This window comes from Sorangium sp. So ce385 (genome assembly GCF_051474135.1).
Taxonomy (GTDB): domain Bacteria; phylum Myxococcota_A; class Polyangia; order Polyangiales; family Polyangiaceae; genus Sorangium; species Sorangium cellulosum_D.
This window is the reverse complement of sequence record NZ_CP150337.1, coordinates 11,921,319-11,938,443: the sequence shown is the minus strand read 5'-3', so window position 1 is coordinate 11,938,443 and position 17,125 is coordinate 11,921,319. Positions and strand designations below refer to the sequence as shown.

The 17,125-nt window shown below is 69.7% G+C and carries 15 protein-coding genes; 1 reads left to right on the top strand and 14 read right to left on the bottom strand.

What is annotated here, in order from left to right; translation table 11 throughout:
• Positions 1-3: 3 nt before the first annotated feature.
• The 14 genes from WME83_RS43665 to WME83_RS43600 form a co-directional block, all read right to left on the bottom strand.
• Complete coding sequence (locus WME83_RS43665; RefSeq protein ID WP_437315623.1) at positions 4-690, bottom strand: cytochrome c oxidase subunit 3 family protein; 687 nt, start codon at positions 688-690, stop codon at positions 4-6.
• Positions 687-2,324 carry a cytochrome c oxidase subunit I gene (gene ctaD, locus WME83_RS43660; protein ID WP_437315622.1) on the bottom strand — a complete coding sequence of 546 codons (1,638 nt, stop codon included), beginning with the start codon at positions 2,322-2,324 and terminating at the stop codon, positions 687-689. Before ctaD ends, WME83_RS43665 begins: the two co-directional genes overlap by 4 nt.
• Before the next feature lie 19 nt (positions 2,325-2,343).
• On the bottom strand, positions 2,344-3,288 hold the full coding sequence (gene coxB / locus WME83_RS43655) for a cytochrome c oxidase subunit II (RefSeq protein WP_437315621.1): 945 nt from the start codon (positions 3,286-3,288) through the stop codon (positions 2,344-2,346).
• Positions 3,289-3,319: 31 nt separating this feature from the next.
• Positions 3,320-4,162, bottom strand: a complete 843-nt coding sequence (locus WME83_RS43650) for an SCO family protein (protein WP_437315620.1) — start codon at positions 4,160-4,162, stop codon at positions 3,320-3,322.
• The gene (locus WME83_RS43645; protein ID WP_437315619.1) at positions 4,162-4,887 is read right to left on the bottom strand and encodes a hypothetical protein; all 726 of its coding nucleotides are present in this window, start codon (positions 4,885-4,887) and stop codon (positions 4,162-4,164) included. Before WME83_RS43645 ends, WME83_RS43650 begins: the two co-directional genes overlap by 1 nt.
• A gap of 10 nt (positions 4,888-4,897) precedes the next feature.
• A complete protein-coding gene (locus WME83_RS43640) occupies positions 4,898-6,103 on the bottom strand; it encodes a hypothetical protein (RefSeq protein ID WP_437315618.1) in 1,206 nt (401 codons plus the stop codon).
• Positions 6,100-6,705 carry a c-type cytochrome gene (locus tag WME83_RS43635; protein WP_020740628.1) on the bottom strand — a complete coding sequence of 202 codons (606 nt, stop codon included), beginning with the start codon at positions 6,703-6,705 and terminating at the stop codon, positions 6,100-6,102. The genes WME83_RS43640 and WME83_RS43635 overlap by 4 nt, the downstream gene beginning before the upstream one ends.
• Positions 6,702-7,472 (bottom strand): DUF3341 domain-containing protein, encoded by a 771-nt coding sequence (locus WME83_RS43630; protein WP_437315617.1) that lies wholly within the window; start codon positions 7,470-7,472, stop codon positions 6,702-6,704. The genes WME83_RS43635 and WME83_RS43630 overlap by 4 nt, the downstream gene beginning before the upstream one ends.
• On the bottom strand, positions 7,462-8,895 hold the full coding sequence (gene nrfD, locus WME83_RS43625) for an NrfD/PsrC family molybdoenzyme membrane anchor subunit (RefSeq protein ID WP_061629775.1): 1,434 nt from the start codon (positions 8,893-8,895) through the stop codon (positions 7,462-7,464). The genes WME83_RS43630 and nrfD overlap by 11 nt, the downstream gene beginning before the upstream one ends.
• Complete coding sequence (locus WME83_RS43620) at positions 8,892-11,888, bottom strand: TAT-variant-translocated molybdopterin oxidoreductase (RefSeq protein ID WP_437315616.1); 2,997 nt, start codon at positions 11,886-11,888, stop codon at positions 8,892-8,894. Before WME83_RS43620 ends, nrfD begins: the two co-directional genes overlap by 4 nt.
• A complete protein-coding gene (locus WME83_RS43615; RefSeq protein ID WP_437315615.1) occupies positions 11,885-12,580 on the bottom strand; it encodes a cytochrome c3 family protein in 696 nt (231 codons plus the stop codon). The genes WME83_RS43620 and WME83_RS43615 overlap by 4 nt, the downstream gene beginning before the upstream one ends.
• A 309-nt stretch (positions 12,581-12,889) precedes the next feature.
• Entirely contained in the window at positions 12,890-13,732 is an 843-nt protein-coding gene (locus tag WME83_RS43610) for a phytanoyl-CoA dioxygenase family protein (protein ID WP_437315614.1), read from the bottom strand.
• On the bottom strand, positions 13,729-14,709 hold the full coding sequence (locus WME83_RS43605) for an aldo/keto reductase (RefSeq protein ID WP_437315613.1): 981 nt from the start codon (positions 14,707-14,709) through the stop codon (positions 13,729-13,731). Before WME83_RS43605 ends, WME83_RS43610 begins: the two co-directional genes overlap by 4 nt.
• Positions 14,710-14,719: 10 nt before the next feature.
• The gene (locus WME83_RS43600; protein ID WP_020740621.1) at positions 14,720-14,962 is read right to left on the bottom strand and encodes a hypothetical protein; all 243 of its coding nucleotides are present in this window, start codon (positions 14,960-14,962) and stop codon (positions 14,720-14,722) included.
• A 141-nt stretch (positions 14,963-15,103) separates the two neighbouring features.
• Between WME83_RS43600 and WME83_RS43595 the strand changes: the two genes are divergently transcribed.
• Positions 15,104-17,119 (top strand): SpoIVB peptidase S55 domain-containing protein, encoded by a 2,016-nt coding sequence (locus tag WME83_RS43595; RefSeq protein WP_437315612.1) that lies wholly within the window; start codon positions 15,104-15,106, stop codon positions 17,117-17,119.
• Positions 17,120-17,125 lie beyond the last annotated feature (6 nt).

Genomic DNA, 17,125 nt, shown 5'->3' with positions numbered 1-17,125 from the left:
GCCTCAGCCCACCAGGTAGAGCAGGGGGAAGAGATAGATCCAGATGAGGTCGACGAGGTGCCAGTACAGCCCCACCCCCTCGACCGGCAAGTAGTAACGGCTCGAGAACTCACCGCGCGTGTTGCGGATGAGGATCCACGTGATGAGCCCCATCCCGATGACGACGTGCAGGCCGTGGATGCCCGTCATCATGAAGTAGATGGCGAAGAAGATCCCCGCGTGGGCCGTGGTGAAGCCCTGGGCGGTGAAATACTTCCCGGGCAGCAGGCCGTCGTGGAACTTGTGCTGGTACTCGAAGTACTTGATCACGAGGAACGCGGCCGCGCAGAGCAGCGTGATCACGAGCAGCCGCGTCGTGGTCTTCTGGTCGCTCTTCTGCGCCGACCGGACGGCGAGCGCCATCGTCAGGCTGGAACAGATGAGCACCACCGTGTTGATGCCGCCCATCACCTTGTCGAGGTGGTGGTGGGCTTCCACGAAGGAGTCGAAGAACCAGGTCCGGAAGATCGCGAACGCGCAGAACAGCCCGCCGAAGAGGAGGACCTCGGTGACCAGGAAGAGCCAGATGCCCATCCTGCTGGCGTCGAACTGCGTGTCCGCGGAGTCGAAATGATGGGCGACGTGGAAATTGGGGGACAGGACCGGCCCTGCCTTGTGCGGCCGATCGGCGGCCTCGGCGTGCGCGCTCATGCTTTCTCCGTGTTGAAGTCGTATGCGCCCTTGGTCACGATCGGGGTGCGGACGAAGTTCTCGGTGATGGGCGGGGAGGCGGTGGTCCACTCGAGGCTGAGCCCGCCCCAGGGGTTCGCCGGCGCGCGGGCGCCGGAGCGCAGCGACTGGATGAAGCAGATGAACATCACGAGGAAGCCGGCGCCCAGGATCCACGAGCCCACCGTGGAGAAGGCGTGCAGCGGCTGGAACTGGTCGAGGTAGTTGTAGTAGCGGCGCGGCATCCCGCGGCTGCCCAGCACGAACTGCGAGAAGAACGTGACGTTGAAGCCGATGAAGACGAGCACGCAGGCGATGGAGGCGAGCCGCTCGGAGTACATCTTCCCCGTGATCTTGGGCCACCAGTGGTGGAGCCCGCCGATGTAGGCGATGACGGTGCCGCCGACCATCACGTAGTGGAAGTGCGCGACCACGAAGTACGTGTCGTGCAGGTGCAGGTCGACGCTGAGCATCCCGAGGAAGATGCCGGTCAGGCCGCCGATCGAGAAGAGGATGAGGAACGAGAGCGCGTACAGCATCGGCGCCGTGTAGGCGATCGAGCCGCGCCACAGGGTCGCGATCCAGTTGAAGATCTTGACCCCGCTGGGGATGGCGACGAGGAAGGTCAGGAACGAGAAGATGATCGCCGCGAGCTCGCTCTGGCCGGAGGTGAACATGTGGTGGCCCCACACGAGGAAGCCGACGAGGGCGATGGCGACGCTGGAGAAGGCGATCGCCTTGTAGCCGAAGATCCGGCGCCTCGCGTGCACGGAGATGAGCTCGTTGATGATGCCCATGCCCGGCAGGATCATGATGTAGACGGCCGGGTGGCTGTAGAACCAGAAGAAGTGCTGGTAGAGCACGGGGTCGCCGCCGAGCGCCGGGTCGAAGATGCCGATGTGGAAGGCGCGCTCCGCGATGAGCAGGAGGAGCGTGATGCCGAGCACCGGCGTCGCGAGGATCTGGACGATGCTCGTCGCGTAGATCGACCAGAGCATGAGCGGCATCTTGTACCAGCCCATCCCCGGCGCCCGGAGCTTGTGCATCGTGACGATGAAGTTCAGCCCCGTGAGCACGCTGGAGAAGCCGAGGATGAAGACGCCGAACGTGACGCTCAGGACCGACGTCGTGGTCACCGTGCTCGAGTACGGCACGTAGAACGTCCAGCCGGTGTCGATGCCGCCCGTGAGGAGCGACGAGAGCGTGAAGAGGGCGCCGATCCAGTAGAGGTACAGGCTGAGGAGGTTCAGCTTCGGGAAGGCGACGTCCTTCGCGCCGATCATGATCGGCAGGAGGAAGTTGCCGAGCGCGCCGGGGATGCTCGGGATGATGAAGAGGAACGTCATCACCGCGCCGTGGAGCGTGAACATCTGGTTATAGGCGTTCGCGCTCATGATCGTCGCCTTCGGCGTCAGGAGCTCGAGCCGGAGGACCAGCGCGAACAAGCCGCCCATGCTGAAGGCGATGAAGGTGCTGACGAGGTACATCAGGCCGATCCGCTTGTGATCGACCGTGGTGAGCCACGACATGATCCCGCTCTTGGCCCGGATGTAATCCGTTTCGTGGCCGCCGTGGGGTGCCGTATGGACGTCGAGGGTTGTTACGGTCTGCGACATGACTGCTTCTCCCCGGCGCTCACTTCACCGTCTTGAGGTAAGCGATGAGCGCGTCAACTTCTCTGTCCTTGAGGAGCCCCTTGAACGACGGCATCACCGGCGGGTAGCCGCGCACGATCTGGCCTTGCGGGTTGAACACGCTCTCGCGGAAGTAGTTCTCGTCCGCGGTGACCTTCGATCCGTCCGCGAGCTCCTCCTCGCGGCCGAAGAGGCCCTTGAGCGACGGCCCCTGGAGGCGCGTCCCGTCGAGCGAGTGGCAGGTCGCGCAGCTCCGCTTGGCGAAGAGCGTCTTGCCGAGCTCCTCGGGCGGGAGGTCGCTGTTGTTGTTGCCCTCGAGCCACTTCTCGAAGTCCGACGGCTCCATCACCTTGACGGTGGCCAGCATGTCCGAGTGGCCGGAGCCGCAGTACTCGGTGCACAGGAGCACCGTCTCGCGCGTGTCCGTCGCCTCGAACCAGACCGACGTGTACGAGCCCGGGACCACGTCCTGCTTCACGCGGAACTCCGGGATGTAGAAGCTGTGGAGGATGTCCTTCGAGCTCAGGATGATCCGCACCGGGCGCCCCCGCGGCACGGCGAGCTCGTTCACGGTCGTCGTCCCGTCGGGGTAGGTGAACGTCCAGATGTACATCTCGCCGGTGGCGTTGATCTCGTACGACTCGGCCGGCGCCACGGAGGCGTGCACGTAGCCGCGCATGCCCACGAAGAAGAGCGAGATCAGGATGGCGAGCGGGATCAGCGTCCACACCACCTCGACCGTCGTGCTGTGGTCGATGGGGCTCGTCTTGTCGTGCTCGCTGCGCCGCCGGTACTTGATGGCGAACAGCACCGTCCCCCCGGCGACGAGCAGGAAGAAGAGGACGGAGACCCAGTAGGCCGCAGCCCAGCCGGAGTCGATGTGCTCGGCGAGCGTCGACCCCGCGCGGGGCAGCCAGAAGGAGCCAAGTTCGATCGGGTTCTTCATCTCCATAGTTGTGGCTCCGCCACCTTGTATCCTAGGAAGCCTCGTTTACGCGCGCCCTCGTGCGGGCGCGTTCAGTCCGCCAGAAGCGCATGAGCCAGAGCCCGAGCAGCACGACCGTGACGACGCCGGCGGCCTTCATCAGCCGCTGCGTCGCCAGGACGTACCCTCGGGCGTTGGGATCGTAATGGAAACAGAACAACAGCACCCGATCCCAGGCGCTCCCGACCTGCCCGCTGCCCGCTTCGCGCAGCGCGAGGCCGAAGTTCTTTTGGGGAAAGGAGATGCCGTACAGCGTGCGCGACAGGCGTCCGTCCGGCGTGAAGACGAACGCGCCCGCCGCGTGCGCGTACTGCTGGGTCGTCTCGTCCCATCGGTAGTTGAAGCCGACGGTGCTGGCGAGCGCCCGCACCGAGGCCTCGTCCCCGACGAGGAAGTCGAAGCCGTCGCCGGCGACCGGCCGGCCGTAGGCCTCGATGTAGTTCGCCCGCTTCTTGCGCGCCGCCTCGGGCGTGTCGCGGGGATCGAAGCTCACGACGAGGGTGCGGTACTCCGTGCCGGCGCTCCAGGCGCTCTCCTTCATCGCCTGGAGGACGCCGTTCAGGACCAGCGAGCACAGCATCGGGCACTCGTAGTAGCCGAGCACCAGGACGAGGGGCTTGTCGCCCGCCGCGTACCGGCCGAGCTCGACCTCTTGTCCCGACTGGTCGCGGAGCCGGAGCTCGCGCGGCAGCTGGGCGCCCGGACGCTCCTCGATGTCGATGCCGACGAGCTCGGTCGGAATGGTTGTGTCCGCCGCCCGCGCGCGCCGCGCCGGGGTGACGGTGGCCACCACGAGCGCGAGCACGGCGAGCAGGGCGGACAGCGGGCGAGACATCACTGCACCGGAGCGGACGGCGCCGGGCTGGCGGGCTTGGGGGCCGCGCCGCCGGGCTGCGCGGGCTGCGCGGGCTTGGGGGCCGCGCCGCCAGGCTGCGCGGGCTGGGCGGGCTTGGCGTCGGAGGGCTTGGGCGCGTCGGCGGGCTTGGCGTCGGCGGGCTTGGGCGCGTCGGCGGGCTTGGCGTCCGAGGGCTTGGCGTCGGAGGGCTTGGCCGCGTCCTTGTCGCCCGGCTTCGCGGCGTCCTGTCCCTGGAGCGGCGCGCCGTTCTCCGCGTTCGGCGCCGCGGCCTCGTCGGGCTTCGTGGCGCTGTCCTCGGGCTGCCCCGGCTGCGCCGCCTGCGCGGGCGCGGCGCTCGCGCCGGGGAGCGGCTGCCCGATGCGCTTCTCCTGGTAGGCCTTCAGCGTGAGCGCCACGGCCTGGTCGACCGGGATGCGGACGACGCCGTCCTTCTCGCTCGCCCACTGGTAGTGGCTGAGGCGCTCCTTCTCCATGGCCCGGAGGCCGCGGAGCGCGCTGTTCGGCGGCTCGAGCACCTTGCTCGAGATCTCCCGCTCCATCGTCGCCTTGAAGACCTCGTTCACGAAGAGGACGGTCACCACGAGGGAGAGCAGCGTGGCGATCACGATCACGAAGATGAGCGAGTTCGGCGGTCGATCCGCCTCGGCGTGCTCGTGCTCGGTCTCCGCGTGCTCGGTCGCAGTGTTGTCGGTCGCTTCGCTCATGGCCGGCTCCTTACGGGTTGTCGATCCGAGCCGCTTCGGCAAGGTGGGGGTCGTTCAGAGGATACAGCGGGCTCTTGGCCGCTTGAAGGGAGAGCATCCAGGCTCCCACGCCCAGCGGGCCGAGCAAGCCGGCGAGGTCGATCCAGCTCAGGTGCGCGCCGTGGTGATCCATGTTCGGCATGACCAGCCAGTAGAGGTCGACGTAGTGCATCACGAGGAGGAGCACCGACGCCGCCCCGAGGACCAGCGGGCTCCGCTTGGCGTGCCGCGACAGGAGGACGAGGAACGGCACGACGAAGTGGCCGAACAAGAGGGCCAGGCTCACGACCTTCCACGAGCCCTCCCAGCGGTGACGATAGAAGATCGTCTCCTCCGGGATGTTGGCGTACCAGATCAGCAAGAACTGCGAGAACGCGATGTAGGCCCAGAAGATGACGAAGCCGAAGAGGAGCTTGCCGATGTCGTGCTGCCGCTCGACGTTGCTCACCTTGCGCAGGAGCCCCGCCTTGTGGAGCGCGATCGTGATCAGCGCGAGCGCCGAGAGGGAGCTCGTGGCCGCGCCGGCGAACACGTAGACGCCGAAGATCGTCGAGTACCAGTGCGGGTCGAGGCTCATCAGCCAGTCGAACGCCGCGAACGAGAGGGTCAGGGCGAAGACGATGACGGCCGGGGCGCTGCTGGCCCGCATCTTCGCGGTCGGGCGGAAATCGGCGCTCTCGTCCTGCGCGCGGGAGGTCTTGATGAACCAGAGCGCGAGGCCCGTCCACGCCGCGAGGAACACCGCGGCGCGGATGTAGAAGAAGGTCGGGTTCAGGTACGCCGCCTTCTCGTGGAGCACGTGATCGTTCGCGGCCTCGGGCCCCATCCAGTGGTGGTAGACGTCGTGGGCGAGCACCGCGATCGGGAGGAACAGCACGACGCACGCCGGCAGGATGCCGCTCATCCACTCCATGTGGCGACGCGCGGCCGCGGACCAGCGCGCGCGCGTCAGGTGCTGGATGATCACGAAGAACAGCGCGCCGAGCCCGATCGTCACGAGCCAGGTGAAGCCGGTGAGGTACGAGAACGCGAACCGCTTCGTGTCGACGATCGCCGCCAGCGCCGAGAGCGCCACGCCGACGACGGCGAGCACCATGCTCCTCGAGACGAGCCGCTTCGCGACCGCCTTATCGAGGACCTTCGTGTCCTCGGCCAGAGCACTTCCGTGGGACTTCATGGAGTTCCGCTCTCCTTCGCGATGTTGCTCCGCTGGGCCTCGGGGACATCGTCGATGCGCCCGTGCTGGCTTTGCTGCAGGACGCGCACCCACGTCACGATCGCCCACCGGTCCTTGACCGGGATCTGCTTCCGATACGCCGGCATGTTCCGCACGCCGTTCGTGATGACGTTGAAGATCTCGCCGTCGGGCAGGCCGCGCGCCCGGTCGGACGAGAGGTCGATGGGCGGCGGGTAACCGCGCTTCACCACCATGCCCTGCCCGCTGCCGCTCTGGTCGTGGCAGGGCGCGCAGTAGATGTTGAAGCGGTCCTGGCCGCGCCGGATCACCGCCTCGTCGACGGTGATGGGCGCCATGGCCAGGAACGCCTCGCCGTCCTTGCCGGTGCGGTAGGCGTCGCTCTCGTCGAGCGCGCCCTGGTGCACCGTGCCCTGCACGAGCGGCCGCATCGCCCGCCCGTCGGCGAAGAGGCGCGTGCCCTCCTCGGGCTGGAACTTGGGCTGCCAGTCCATGTCCCCGAAGAGGTGGATCGGCGGGTCGCTGCTCGCCTGTCCGCGACAGCCCGCGAGGACGACGAGGAGGGGAATACACCAGCGGTTCACGAGGAGACCTCCCTGATGCCCTGCGCGCCGACGCGCTGGAGGAGGTTGCGCGTCTCCGTGGCATCGAACTTCGGGTCGCTCACCTCGACGCTGATGAAGAAGGCGTCGTCGGTCGCGCGCGGAAATGAGGGGTGCGTCATGGTGGGGTGGAAGAACGACGGCAGGCGCCCGAGCGCGAAGAGCGAGAAGAAGCACGTGAGCGCCGCGAAGAGGACCGTGAGCTCGAAGAAGATCGGGATGAAGGCCTGGTACGAGAACGACGGCTTGCCGCTGATGATGAGCGGATAGTCGTGGAGCTGCGTGTACCAGGCGAGCAGGATGGCGCTGATGAGCCCCGTCGCCCCGCCGCCGAGCACGAGCCACGGCAGCGGCGTCGGCTTGAGCCCCATCGCCTTCTCCAGCCCGTGCACGGGGAAGGGCGTGTGCGCGTCGAAGCGGCTGTAGCCCGCGTCCCGGAGCGCCTCGCACGCGTGATAGATGTCCGCCGGGGTCGTGAAGTAGCCCATCAGCGCGTAGGGCGCCGAGGCGGCGGCCGCCGCCTCCTCGGCCCGGTGCTCCAGCTTGCGCTCGATCCCGAGCGCCGCCTTCCCGTGCGGCCCCTCCGCGTGGGGCTTGTCGTACTCCGCCTCGTCCTTGGGCACGAAGCCCTGCGGCTCGTCGTCGCCGGGGTGGCTTTCGCGATCGGAGTCCTTGAGCTCTCCTGCCTCCTCGGCCGAGGCAGGCTCCCCGGAGCGCTTCTGGCTCGGAGGGTCGCTGTCACGCTGCATGATGAGCCTCGTCGTTGCTGTGCGAGCCGTGAGGATCGGCCGCCGGCGTGATCCCCTTCACCTCGCTGATCGCGACCATCGGGAGGTAGCGGACGAACAGCAGGAAGAGGGTGAAGAAGAGGCCGAACGAGCCGAAGAACGTCGACATGTCCCAGATGGTCGGGCGGAAGTAGGTCCAGCTGGACGGGAGGAAGTCGCGGTGGAGGCTCGTCACGATGATGACGAAGCGCTCGAACCACATCCCGATGTTGACCAGGATCGAGATGATGAACATCGCGGGGATGCTGGTGCGCACCTTCTTGAACCAGAAGAGCTGCGGGAAGATGACGTTGCAGCTCACCATGGTCCAATAGGCCCAGGCGTACGGCCCGAGGATGCGGTTCGCGAAGGCGAACCGCTCGTAGGCGTTGCCGCTGTACCAGGCGATGAAGAGCTCCATGCCGTACGCGTAGCCGACCATGGTGCCCGTCGCGACGATGACCTTGTTCATGTTCTCGAGGTGCCGGATCGTGATCAGGCCCTGGAGACCGAACGCCTTGCGCGCGAACACCATCAGCGTGACGACCATCGCGAACCCGCTGAAGATGGCGCCGGCGACGAAGTACGGCGGGAAGATGGTGGTGTGCCAGCCGGGGACGATCGAGACGGCGAAGTCGAACGACACGATCGTGTGCACGCTGAGCACGAGCGGCGTCGAGAGGCCGGCGAAGATGAGGTAGGCCTTCTCGTAGTGCAGCCAGTGCCGGTGCGAGCCGCGCCACCCGAGGCAGAGGATGCCGAAGACGATCTGCTTCGTCCGGGTCGTGGCCCGGTCGCGGAGCGTGGCGAGGTCGGGGATGAGCCCGACGAACCAGAAGAGGGCCGAGACCGTCGCGTACGTCGAGACGGCGAACACGTCCCAGAGCAGCGGGCTCTTGAAGTTCGGCCAGATGCTCATCTGGTTCGGGATCGGGAACAGCCAGTGGGCGAACCAGATCCGGCCCAGGTGGGCCACCGGGTAGATGGCGGCGCACGCGACGGCGAAGATCGTCATCGCCTCCGCCGCGCGGTTGATGCTCGTCCTCCACTTCTGGCGGAAGAGGAAGAGGATGGCGCTGATGAGCGTGCCGGCGTGGCCGATACCGACCCAGAACACGAAGCCGGTGATGTCCCACGCCCAGTTGACCGTGGTGTTCAGCCCCCAGATACCGATGCCGGTCCCGACGAGGTGGACGAGCGAGCCGCCGAGGACGAGCAGGAGGCTGACGGCGAGGCAGAACAGGATGAGCCACCCCGAGGGCGGCTTGTTGAGCACGATCCCCGCGACCTTGTCGGTGAGGGAGCGGAAGTCGTCCTTCCCCTGCACGAGCGGCGCCTCATCCAAGAGGGCAGCGCGGTCGGAGATCCGGGGGTGATCGACCTGGAGGGGTGCAGTGGCGCTCATGCGTCGGCGAGCTCCGGGTTCTTGTTGCGGATCCTGGCGAGGTAGGTGACCCGCGGCTTTGTGTTGATCTCGTCAAGCATCCGGTAACCGCGCGGGCTCGCGGACGTCACGGACACCTGGCTGTTCTGGTCGTTGAGGTCGCCGAAGACGATGGCCTGCGTCGGGCAGGCGCCCTGGCACGCGGTGACGACCTCGCCGTCCTTGACGTGCTCCCGTCCCTCGCGCTTCGCCTCGATCTTGGCGTGGTTGATCCGCTGCACGCAGAAGGTGCACTTCTCCATGACGCCCCGCGATCGGACGGTGACGTTGGGGTTGAACTGCATCTTCCGCGACTCCGAGTCCGGCTGGCCGTATTCGAAGAAGTTGAAGCGGCGGACCTTGTACGGGCAGTTGTTGGCGCAGTACTTCGTGCCGACGCACCGGTTGTACGCCATGTCGTTCAGCCCCTCGGGGCTGTGGGCCGTGGCGGCGACCGGGCACACCTGCTCGCACGGCGCGTTCTCGCAGTGCTGGCAGGGGAGCGGCTGCTGGATGCTCTCGGGCTCGTCCGGGTTCGTCCCCTGGAAGTAGCGATCGATCCGCAGCCAGTGCATCTCGCGCGTCTGGCGCACGCCGTCGGCGCCCACGACCGGGATGTTGTTCTCGGCCTGGCAGGCGACCACGCACGCGTTGCACCCGATGCAGGCGTTGAGGTCGATGCTCATGCCCCAGGCGTGCCCCTGCCGGCGGTTCGGCTCCTTGAACAGGCTGAGGAGCGGCGGCACGTGGACCTGCTTCCTCGCGAACTCCGGGTCGTTCTCGAGCTCGGCGAGCGTCCCCTCGCGCGCGAGCGGGCGGCCCTCCATGACGAAGTGCTCCTGCGTCCGCGCGAGCTCCACCTTCTCGCCGGTCCTCTCCAGCGAGAAGCCGCCGGCGAGCTCGAAGGCGTCGCTCTTGCGGAGCGGGGTCGTGTCGACGCCGACGCCGCGCCCGACCCGGAGCGCCGCGCGCCGGCCCTGGCCGACGCCGATCGCCACCGAGTCGTCCGCCTGCCCCGGCGCGACGACGACCGGGATCCGGACCTGGGCGCCGCCGCCCGACAGCGTGACGACGTCGCCGTCCTTCACGCCGAGCCGCGCCGCCGTGGACGGCGAGAGGTTCGCGCCGCTGCCCCAGGTGAGCTTGGTCATCGGGTGGGGCAGCTCCTGGAGCCACCCGTTGTTCGCGAACCGCCCGTCCCACGCGTGCATGTCGGGCCGGAAGGTCACCTCCAGGCCCTCGACCGCTGCGGGCGCGAACGCCCGCAGCGCGTCGACCGCGGCCTGCGTCGTGGCGGTGACCTGCTCGCCCGCGAGCTCGGTCCCCGCGAAGAGGCCGTCGTGCAGCGCGCGGCGGAGGTCCTGCTCGGTGCGCTTCGCGCCCTCGGCGTTCAGCCAGGTCGCCCGCACGAGGTCGTACGCGGTCCGCGAGCCGCCGAGCAGGAGCTCGATGACCTCGGCGTCGGTCCTGCCGCCGAAGATCGGCGCGATGAGCGGCTGCACGATGCTGGCCGTCCCGTCCTCCGCCCGGACGTCGCTCCACGACTCCAGCGGGTGGGCGCGGTTCAGGTGCCAGCGGGAGCGCTCGCTCGTCTCGTCGACGTGCGTCGAGACGTGCACGCTCACGGGCACCTTGGCGAGCGCGTCGGCGAAGCGCGCGTCCGCGGGCGCGTCGAACGCCGGGTTGCCGCCGAGGATGATCAGCGTCTCGACCTCGTTCTTCTCGATGGCGCGCGCGAGCTCGACGATCGCCTCGGGGCCCTCGCGCGACTCGTCGAACGGCGCGACGAGCCGCACGGCCTTGCCGGTGTTGTCGAGGGCGAGGTTGATGAGGTGCGCGAGGGCGTGGACCTCCTTCGGCAGCGAGCGCCCGGCGACGACCGCGCCTTGCCCGCGGTTCGCCGCGAGATCGGCGGCGATGGCGGCGGCGTAGCGGGTCGCCTTGGCGTCGAGCCCGCCGGCCTTGCCCTCGATCGCCTTCAGCAGCTCCGCGTCGAGCGCGACCCCGCGCTTGCCGAGCTCGGCGGCGAGCGCGAAGGCGAAGGCGGGGATCTTGCGGCTCTGGATCCGGAGCCGGTGATCCGCCGACGCGCCGGTGATCGTGAAGGTGCTCTCGACCGCGTAGAGGCGGTTCATCGCCTTCGCGTCCTTGTCGACCGCGCGGCCCGCGGCGAACCCGCGCGCCTGCTTGACCGGGCTGCCGTCGGTGCCGAACAGGTCGGCGTCGAGCGCGACGATGACGCGCGCCTTCGCCAGGTCGAGCGTGGTCTCGAGCGGCTTGCCGAACGCGAGCCGCGCGCCCTCGCGCGCGGCGTCGCGCGAGAACGGCTCGTACCGGACGATGCGCGCCTCGGGCAGCGTCTTGCGGAGATCGGCGAGGCGCGCGGCCAGGGTGGGCGACCTGTGCGCCTCGGTCAGGATCGTGAGCCCCTTGCCGCCGCGGCCGCGGAGCTTGTCGCCCTGCTCGCGCAGGAACGCCGCCGCGTCGTCCCAGGACTTCTCGGCAGCGCCCTCGCGCGGCGACTTGCTGCGATCGGGATCGTAGAGGTCGAGGACCGCGGCCTGGGTGTAGATGGTGGTCGCGCCGAGGCTCTCGGGGTGCTTGGGGTTGCCCTCGATCTTGGTGGGCCGCCCCTCGTGGCTCTCGACGAGGACGCCGAAGGCGGTGCCCATCATCGGCAGCGCGGTCGCGAAGAAGAGCGGCTGGCCGGGGATGACCTCCTCCGGGGCGCGCGAGTACGGCAGGATCTGCTCGACGGGCCTGCGGCAGCCCACGAGGCCGCCGAGCGCGAGCGACGCGCCCATGAGGCTGAGGAAGGTGCGCCGCCCGACGCCCTCCGGCGGCTCGAACGCGGCCGGAGGGAACTCGCGCCCGAGCGCATCGACGAAGTCGGGCGAGCCGGCGAGCTCGTTCAAGCTGCGCCAGTAGGTCTTTCCAGAGATGTCCTGGGCGAGGGGGAGGGGAGTTCGTTTCATCGGTGGCACCCCGAGCAGTGGAGCGGCGCCTGCACCTGCCGCCCGGAGGTAGTGACCGCTGGCACGCGATCTTGATAAGGTTCCGGGTTCGGGGGGACCCCGGCGCCCGCCATGACGGCCGTCGAGGGCGCCATATCCATCTTGGTGACGTCGGCGGGATTGCGGAGGTGGGGGCCCGGGTTGCGGTGGCAGTCCAGGCACCATCCCATCGTGAGCGGCGCGACCTGCCGGACCTTGTGCATCTGGTCGATGCGGCCGTGACAGCTCACGCAGCCGACCCCTGCAGCCAGATGGGCCGAGTGGTCGAAATAGGCATAGTCGGGCAGGTTGTGGACGCGCACCCAGGGAATGGGTTCATCGTTCGCCCAGCTCTCCTGCACGAGAAGGAGCTTTTCGCTGTCCCTCCGCACCTTGGCGTGACAATTCATGCACGTCTCGGTCGGTGGAACGGCGGCGAAGCCGGAGACCTCCACTGTGTTGTGGCAGTAACGGCAGTCGATACCGAGGTCGCCGGCGTGCAGCTTGTGCGAGTAGTCAACCGGTTGATCCGGCTGATACCCGACCTCGAGGTGTTTGTTGGTACCGTAGTACCAGAATCCGCCGATCACAGCGGCGCCGAGGGGCAGGACTCCGAAGAGCAGCCCCAGGGGCACCACTTTGTTGGCCCATCGTGGGAACAGGAACCGAGCCATAGGGTTGTGTGGTGCGTCGGGAGCGACGCGCGGCCCAGTTATGGCTTGCTGGCGGGGTGCGACAAGACGGCAAAGTGCCGCGTGACCGCGGCAGATTGCCGCTGTGGATAACTGAAGCCCCACGGCGCGGCAGGACGCCGCCGGGTGCGGCAACTTGCCGCGGCTGCCTGGGTTTGCCCTTACGGATGCGCGGGCGGCGCCGGCCCGGCGCTGGATCGAAAAAGAGCGGAAACGTCAGGCGAAGCGCGCGCCGGGGGAGGGCGGCGGCCGGTCGGGAGGGGCCGCCGCGGCCGCCGTCCCGCGGGGAGCTCAGAACACCGGGGTGAACGCGCGGGGCGCTCTTTTCTTCCTGAGGCAGCGGGTCGCCCTGCTCATGTAACAGACGGTGACGGCCCGCCGCGGGCGGCCGCTCCGGTTCACCCCGGAGCAATGCCAGAGGTAGTTGTGGATCAGCAGGGCCTCGCCCGCGGCCGCCGGCAGCGCGATCTTGCGGGCGTCGGCGTCGGCCGCGCGCACGACCGCGCCCGGGACGACGCCGCCGAGCGGCGTCGCGAGCCCGCCGAGGTGGCTGCCTTCCAGCACCTCCACGCAGCCGCCGTCCGCGGGGGCGTCGTCGAGCGCCGTCCAGATCTGCAGCTCGGGGTCGCGATCCAGCCCCCAGTAGCTGCCGCCGTCCTGGTGCCAGGGCAGCGGCGTCCCGCCGGACGCGGCCTTGTTGAAGAGCACGGCCCGGTAGATCGAGATCTCCCCCTGGATGAGCGAGCGCGCGATCCGCTCGAAGAGCGGGTTCTCGATCCAGGCGAGGAACAGCGGGTCCTTCTCGAGCTTCTCGAGCTTCCGGTACGACGTGCTCGGCCCCTCGTAGCCCTTGCCGTAGGGCAGGTCCTCGTAACGTCCGGACGCGGCGTCGTGCTGGAAGAAGAGCCCAGGGTACGTCACGCGCCCGAGCATCAGGTCGTCCGAGCGCGCGCGGAGCGCCGCGAGCCCCGCGTCGGTCATCACGCGCCCGAGCCGCGCGTACCCGCGCGCGGCGTAGTCGGCGAGGGGGCCCGCGAGGTCGAGCGCCCTGGCCTCGGGCAGCAGGAGGTCGTCCGCGCGGCCGCTCGTGACGCCGTCGCTCGCGGCGCGATCGCTCGTCGTGCCGTCGCTCATCGCGCGTAGCTCGCGTCGGTGCCCAGGTGATCGCGGTAGAGCGCGTCCATGCGCCGCGCCGCCTCCGGCGAGAGCGAGCGCGCGATCGCGTCGGCGGCCGCGTCGAGGTGCTCGGCCCGCGTCGGGCCGACCAGGACGGAGTCGACCACCTCGCGCCCCGCGAGCCACGCGTACGACAGCGCGAGCAGGCTCATCCCCTCATCGGCGGCCACGGCCGCGTAGCCGGCGGCGAGCTCGAACATGCGCGCGCTCCAGTACCGGCGCTGGTAGAGCCGGTTGCCCTCGAACCGCGAGCCCGCCTGCGCCGCGTCCGGCCCCGCGTGCCGCCCGGTCAGGAGCCCGCCCGCGAGCGGGTTGTACACCGCGGTGGGCACCGCATACCGCCGCGCGAACGCGGCGTACTCGAGGTCGAGCTGGCGGATCAGCGCGTTGTAGAGCACCTGCGAGACCGCGGGGCGCGCCTTCCCCTCGGCGTCGCGGCGCGCGATGGTCTCCAGGATCTGCCATGAGGCGTGGTTGCTGACCCCGAAGCGCAGGATCTTCCCCTGCTCCAGCAGCGCGTCGATCGCCGCGAGCGTCTCCTCGACGGGCGTCTCCGGGTCCGGCGCGTGGAGGTAGCAGACGTCGACGCGGTCGGTGCCGAGGCGCCCGAGGCTCTCCTCGACGGCGCGGATCACCTGCGCGCGCCCGAGCCCCTCGGCCTTGCCCCGGACCCGGCGGAGGCCGACCTTGGTGGCGATCTGCGCCTCGTCCCGGCGGCCGCGCAGCGCCCGGCCGAGGATCCTCTCGGACGCGCCGTCCTGGTAGAGGTTGGCCGTGTCGAACGCGGCGATCCCGCGCTCGAGCGCGCGGCCCACGATGCGCTCGGCCTCCTCGGGCGGCGTGCGGCCGCCGAAGTTCATCGTGCCCACGACGAGCGCGGGCGGCGCGCCCGGGCGCCGCTTCACCGTCATTCCCGCCATTTCGTCCGCGATCACGCCGCCCTCATCACGCCCGCGCGACGAGGAGCGCGAGCACGTACACGATGAGCCACACCAGCCACAGGGTGCTCATCCGGCGCCACCCCTGCCGAAACCCGTACATCGGCGCGAGCGGCGGCACCACGAGCGCGACGAGCCCGCGCCATCGGGGCTCGCTGCGGAGCACGAGCCGCGCTGCCAGCGCGACGTGGGTGGTGACCCAGGTGGCGAACGCCAGGATGAGCGTCGCGGTCGCCGCGATATCCTTCACGGGGCGAAGCCTAGCGTCACCGGCGCGCCACGCCCCTGGAAATCAGCGACGCGGGAACGTGGAGAGGGCGGCCCGGCGACCCTCCCGCGCCCCGCGCGCCCCGGCTCTGTCGCGCTCGCAAATCCGGGCTAAGCTTGGCCCGTGCCCCTGCGCGACATGCCGTGTTTTCGTCCGGATTCCTTCCTCGCCGCGCGCGCCGTCCCGCTCGCGACCCGCTTCGGGTCGGCGATCGCCGGCACGGCGCGCGCCTTCGTCGAGCGCGAGGGGCGCCTCATCCCCATGAGCCTGCTCGCCGGCGCCGCGTGCAGCGTCGCCGTCGGCCTCGGCGCGGCGCACGCGATCTCCACGCCGCCCGACACGCTGCCGGTCGCCGAGGTGAAGCCGGGCATGAAGGGATACGGCCTCACCGTCTTCTCCGGCACCACGCCCGAGAAGTTCGACGTCGAGGTCATCTCCACCCTCCGCAATTTCCGCCCGAACCAGGACCTCATCCTCATCAAGACCCAGCACCCGCGCCTCGAGGTCGCGCGCACCGTGGCCGGGATGAGCGGCAGCCCGATCTACCTGAACGGCAAGATGATCGGCGCCTACGCGTACGGCTGGCTCTTCGGCGCCGAGGCGATCGCCGGCGTCACCCCGATCAAATCGATGCTCGACGAGCTCGCGCGGCCGCTCCCGCGGGCGATCGCCCCGAAGGTCGGCGGCCCGCTGCCCGCCCCGGTGAGCGGCATCGGCGGCGCGCCGCCTCGGGCCGCCGCGCCGGCCCGCCTGCACGGGGGCCGCGGCTTCGCGGGGCCCGTCGACGCCTACGATCTCGCCGGCCACGCCAGCCAGATCGCCGCGCGCGTCGCGCCGGCGCTCGCCCCGCCCGAGGCCACGAGCCTCGCGCGCGCGTCGACGCCGGTGATGCTCGGCGGGCTCGGCGGCACGTCGCTGCGCATCGCCAGCGACCTGCTCGGCCCCATGGGGCTCGAGCCGATGCAGGCCGGCGGCGGCTCGTCCGCGAACCCCGATCCGGGCGCGCCGACCAAGTACGTCGACGGGGGCGCGATCGGCGTCGAGCTCGTGCGCGGCGACATCTCCGCCATGGGCATCGGCACGGTCACGCGCGTGTCCGGCGACAAGCTCGTCGCGTTCGGCCACCCGATGATGAACGGCGGCGTCACGAACCTCCCCACCGCGATCGCCCAGGTCCACTGGATCCTCGCGAGCCAGAACCGCAGCTTCAAGATCGGCGAGGCGGTGCGCACGGTCGGCTCGCTGGTCAACGATCGGCAGGCCGCGATCGTGGTCGACAGCGCGGCCAAGGCGCCGGTCTTCCCGATGCGCGTGCAGATCGACGGCGTGAACGGCGCCCCGCACCCGACGTGGAACGTGGAGGTCGCGCACGACCAGTTCCTCGCGCCCTCCTTCGTGTCGATGGCGCTCGGCAACGCCGTCGAGGCGACCACGGCCGAGCGGCGGGACATGACCTGGCGCGCGGTGAGCCAGCTGAAGATCGGGCGCTACGGCACGATCTCGCTCGTCGACTTCGGCGCCGGCAACGGCGCCCCGCTCACCGCCGACGACTTCGTCCGCAGCCGGCTCGTCCGGTCGATGGGGGCGCTCCTCAACAACCCGTGGGAGGAGGTCGCGATCGAGCGCGTCGACACCCGCGTGAAGGTCACGTTCGACCGCGAGGTCGTCCTCCTGCGCGGCGCCAAGGTGCTCGAGCCCGAGATCGACGCGGGCGCGCCCGCGCGCATCCGCCTGGATCTCCAGCCCCACCAGGGCCCCCTGGAGTCGCGCGTCATCGAGGTGCCGATCCCGCGCGAGCTCGCCGGCGGCCAGGTGGATATCGAGCTCTCGCCCGGGTACGAGGTCGAGCGCCCGATGGCGACCCCCAACAACGTCGCCGAGCTCGTGGCGATGCTGCCGCTCCAGAACCACGACGCGGAGAGCGTCGTCGCCACGTTCAAGCTCCGGGAGAACGGCGCGGCGTACCGCGGCAAGGTCGCCTCGAGGCTCCCCCCGGGCGCGATGGACACGCTGCGCCCGAGCTCCGACTCCGACGCGCCCGAGACCTTCGGCGCGCAGGTGCAGGTGCCGATCTCCCTCAAGCGGTTTATGGTCGGGAAAGACACCGTGAGCGTCACGGTCCGGCCTATCCTTCGCTGACCGCGC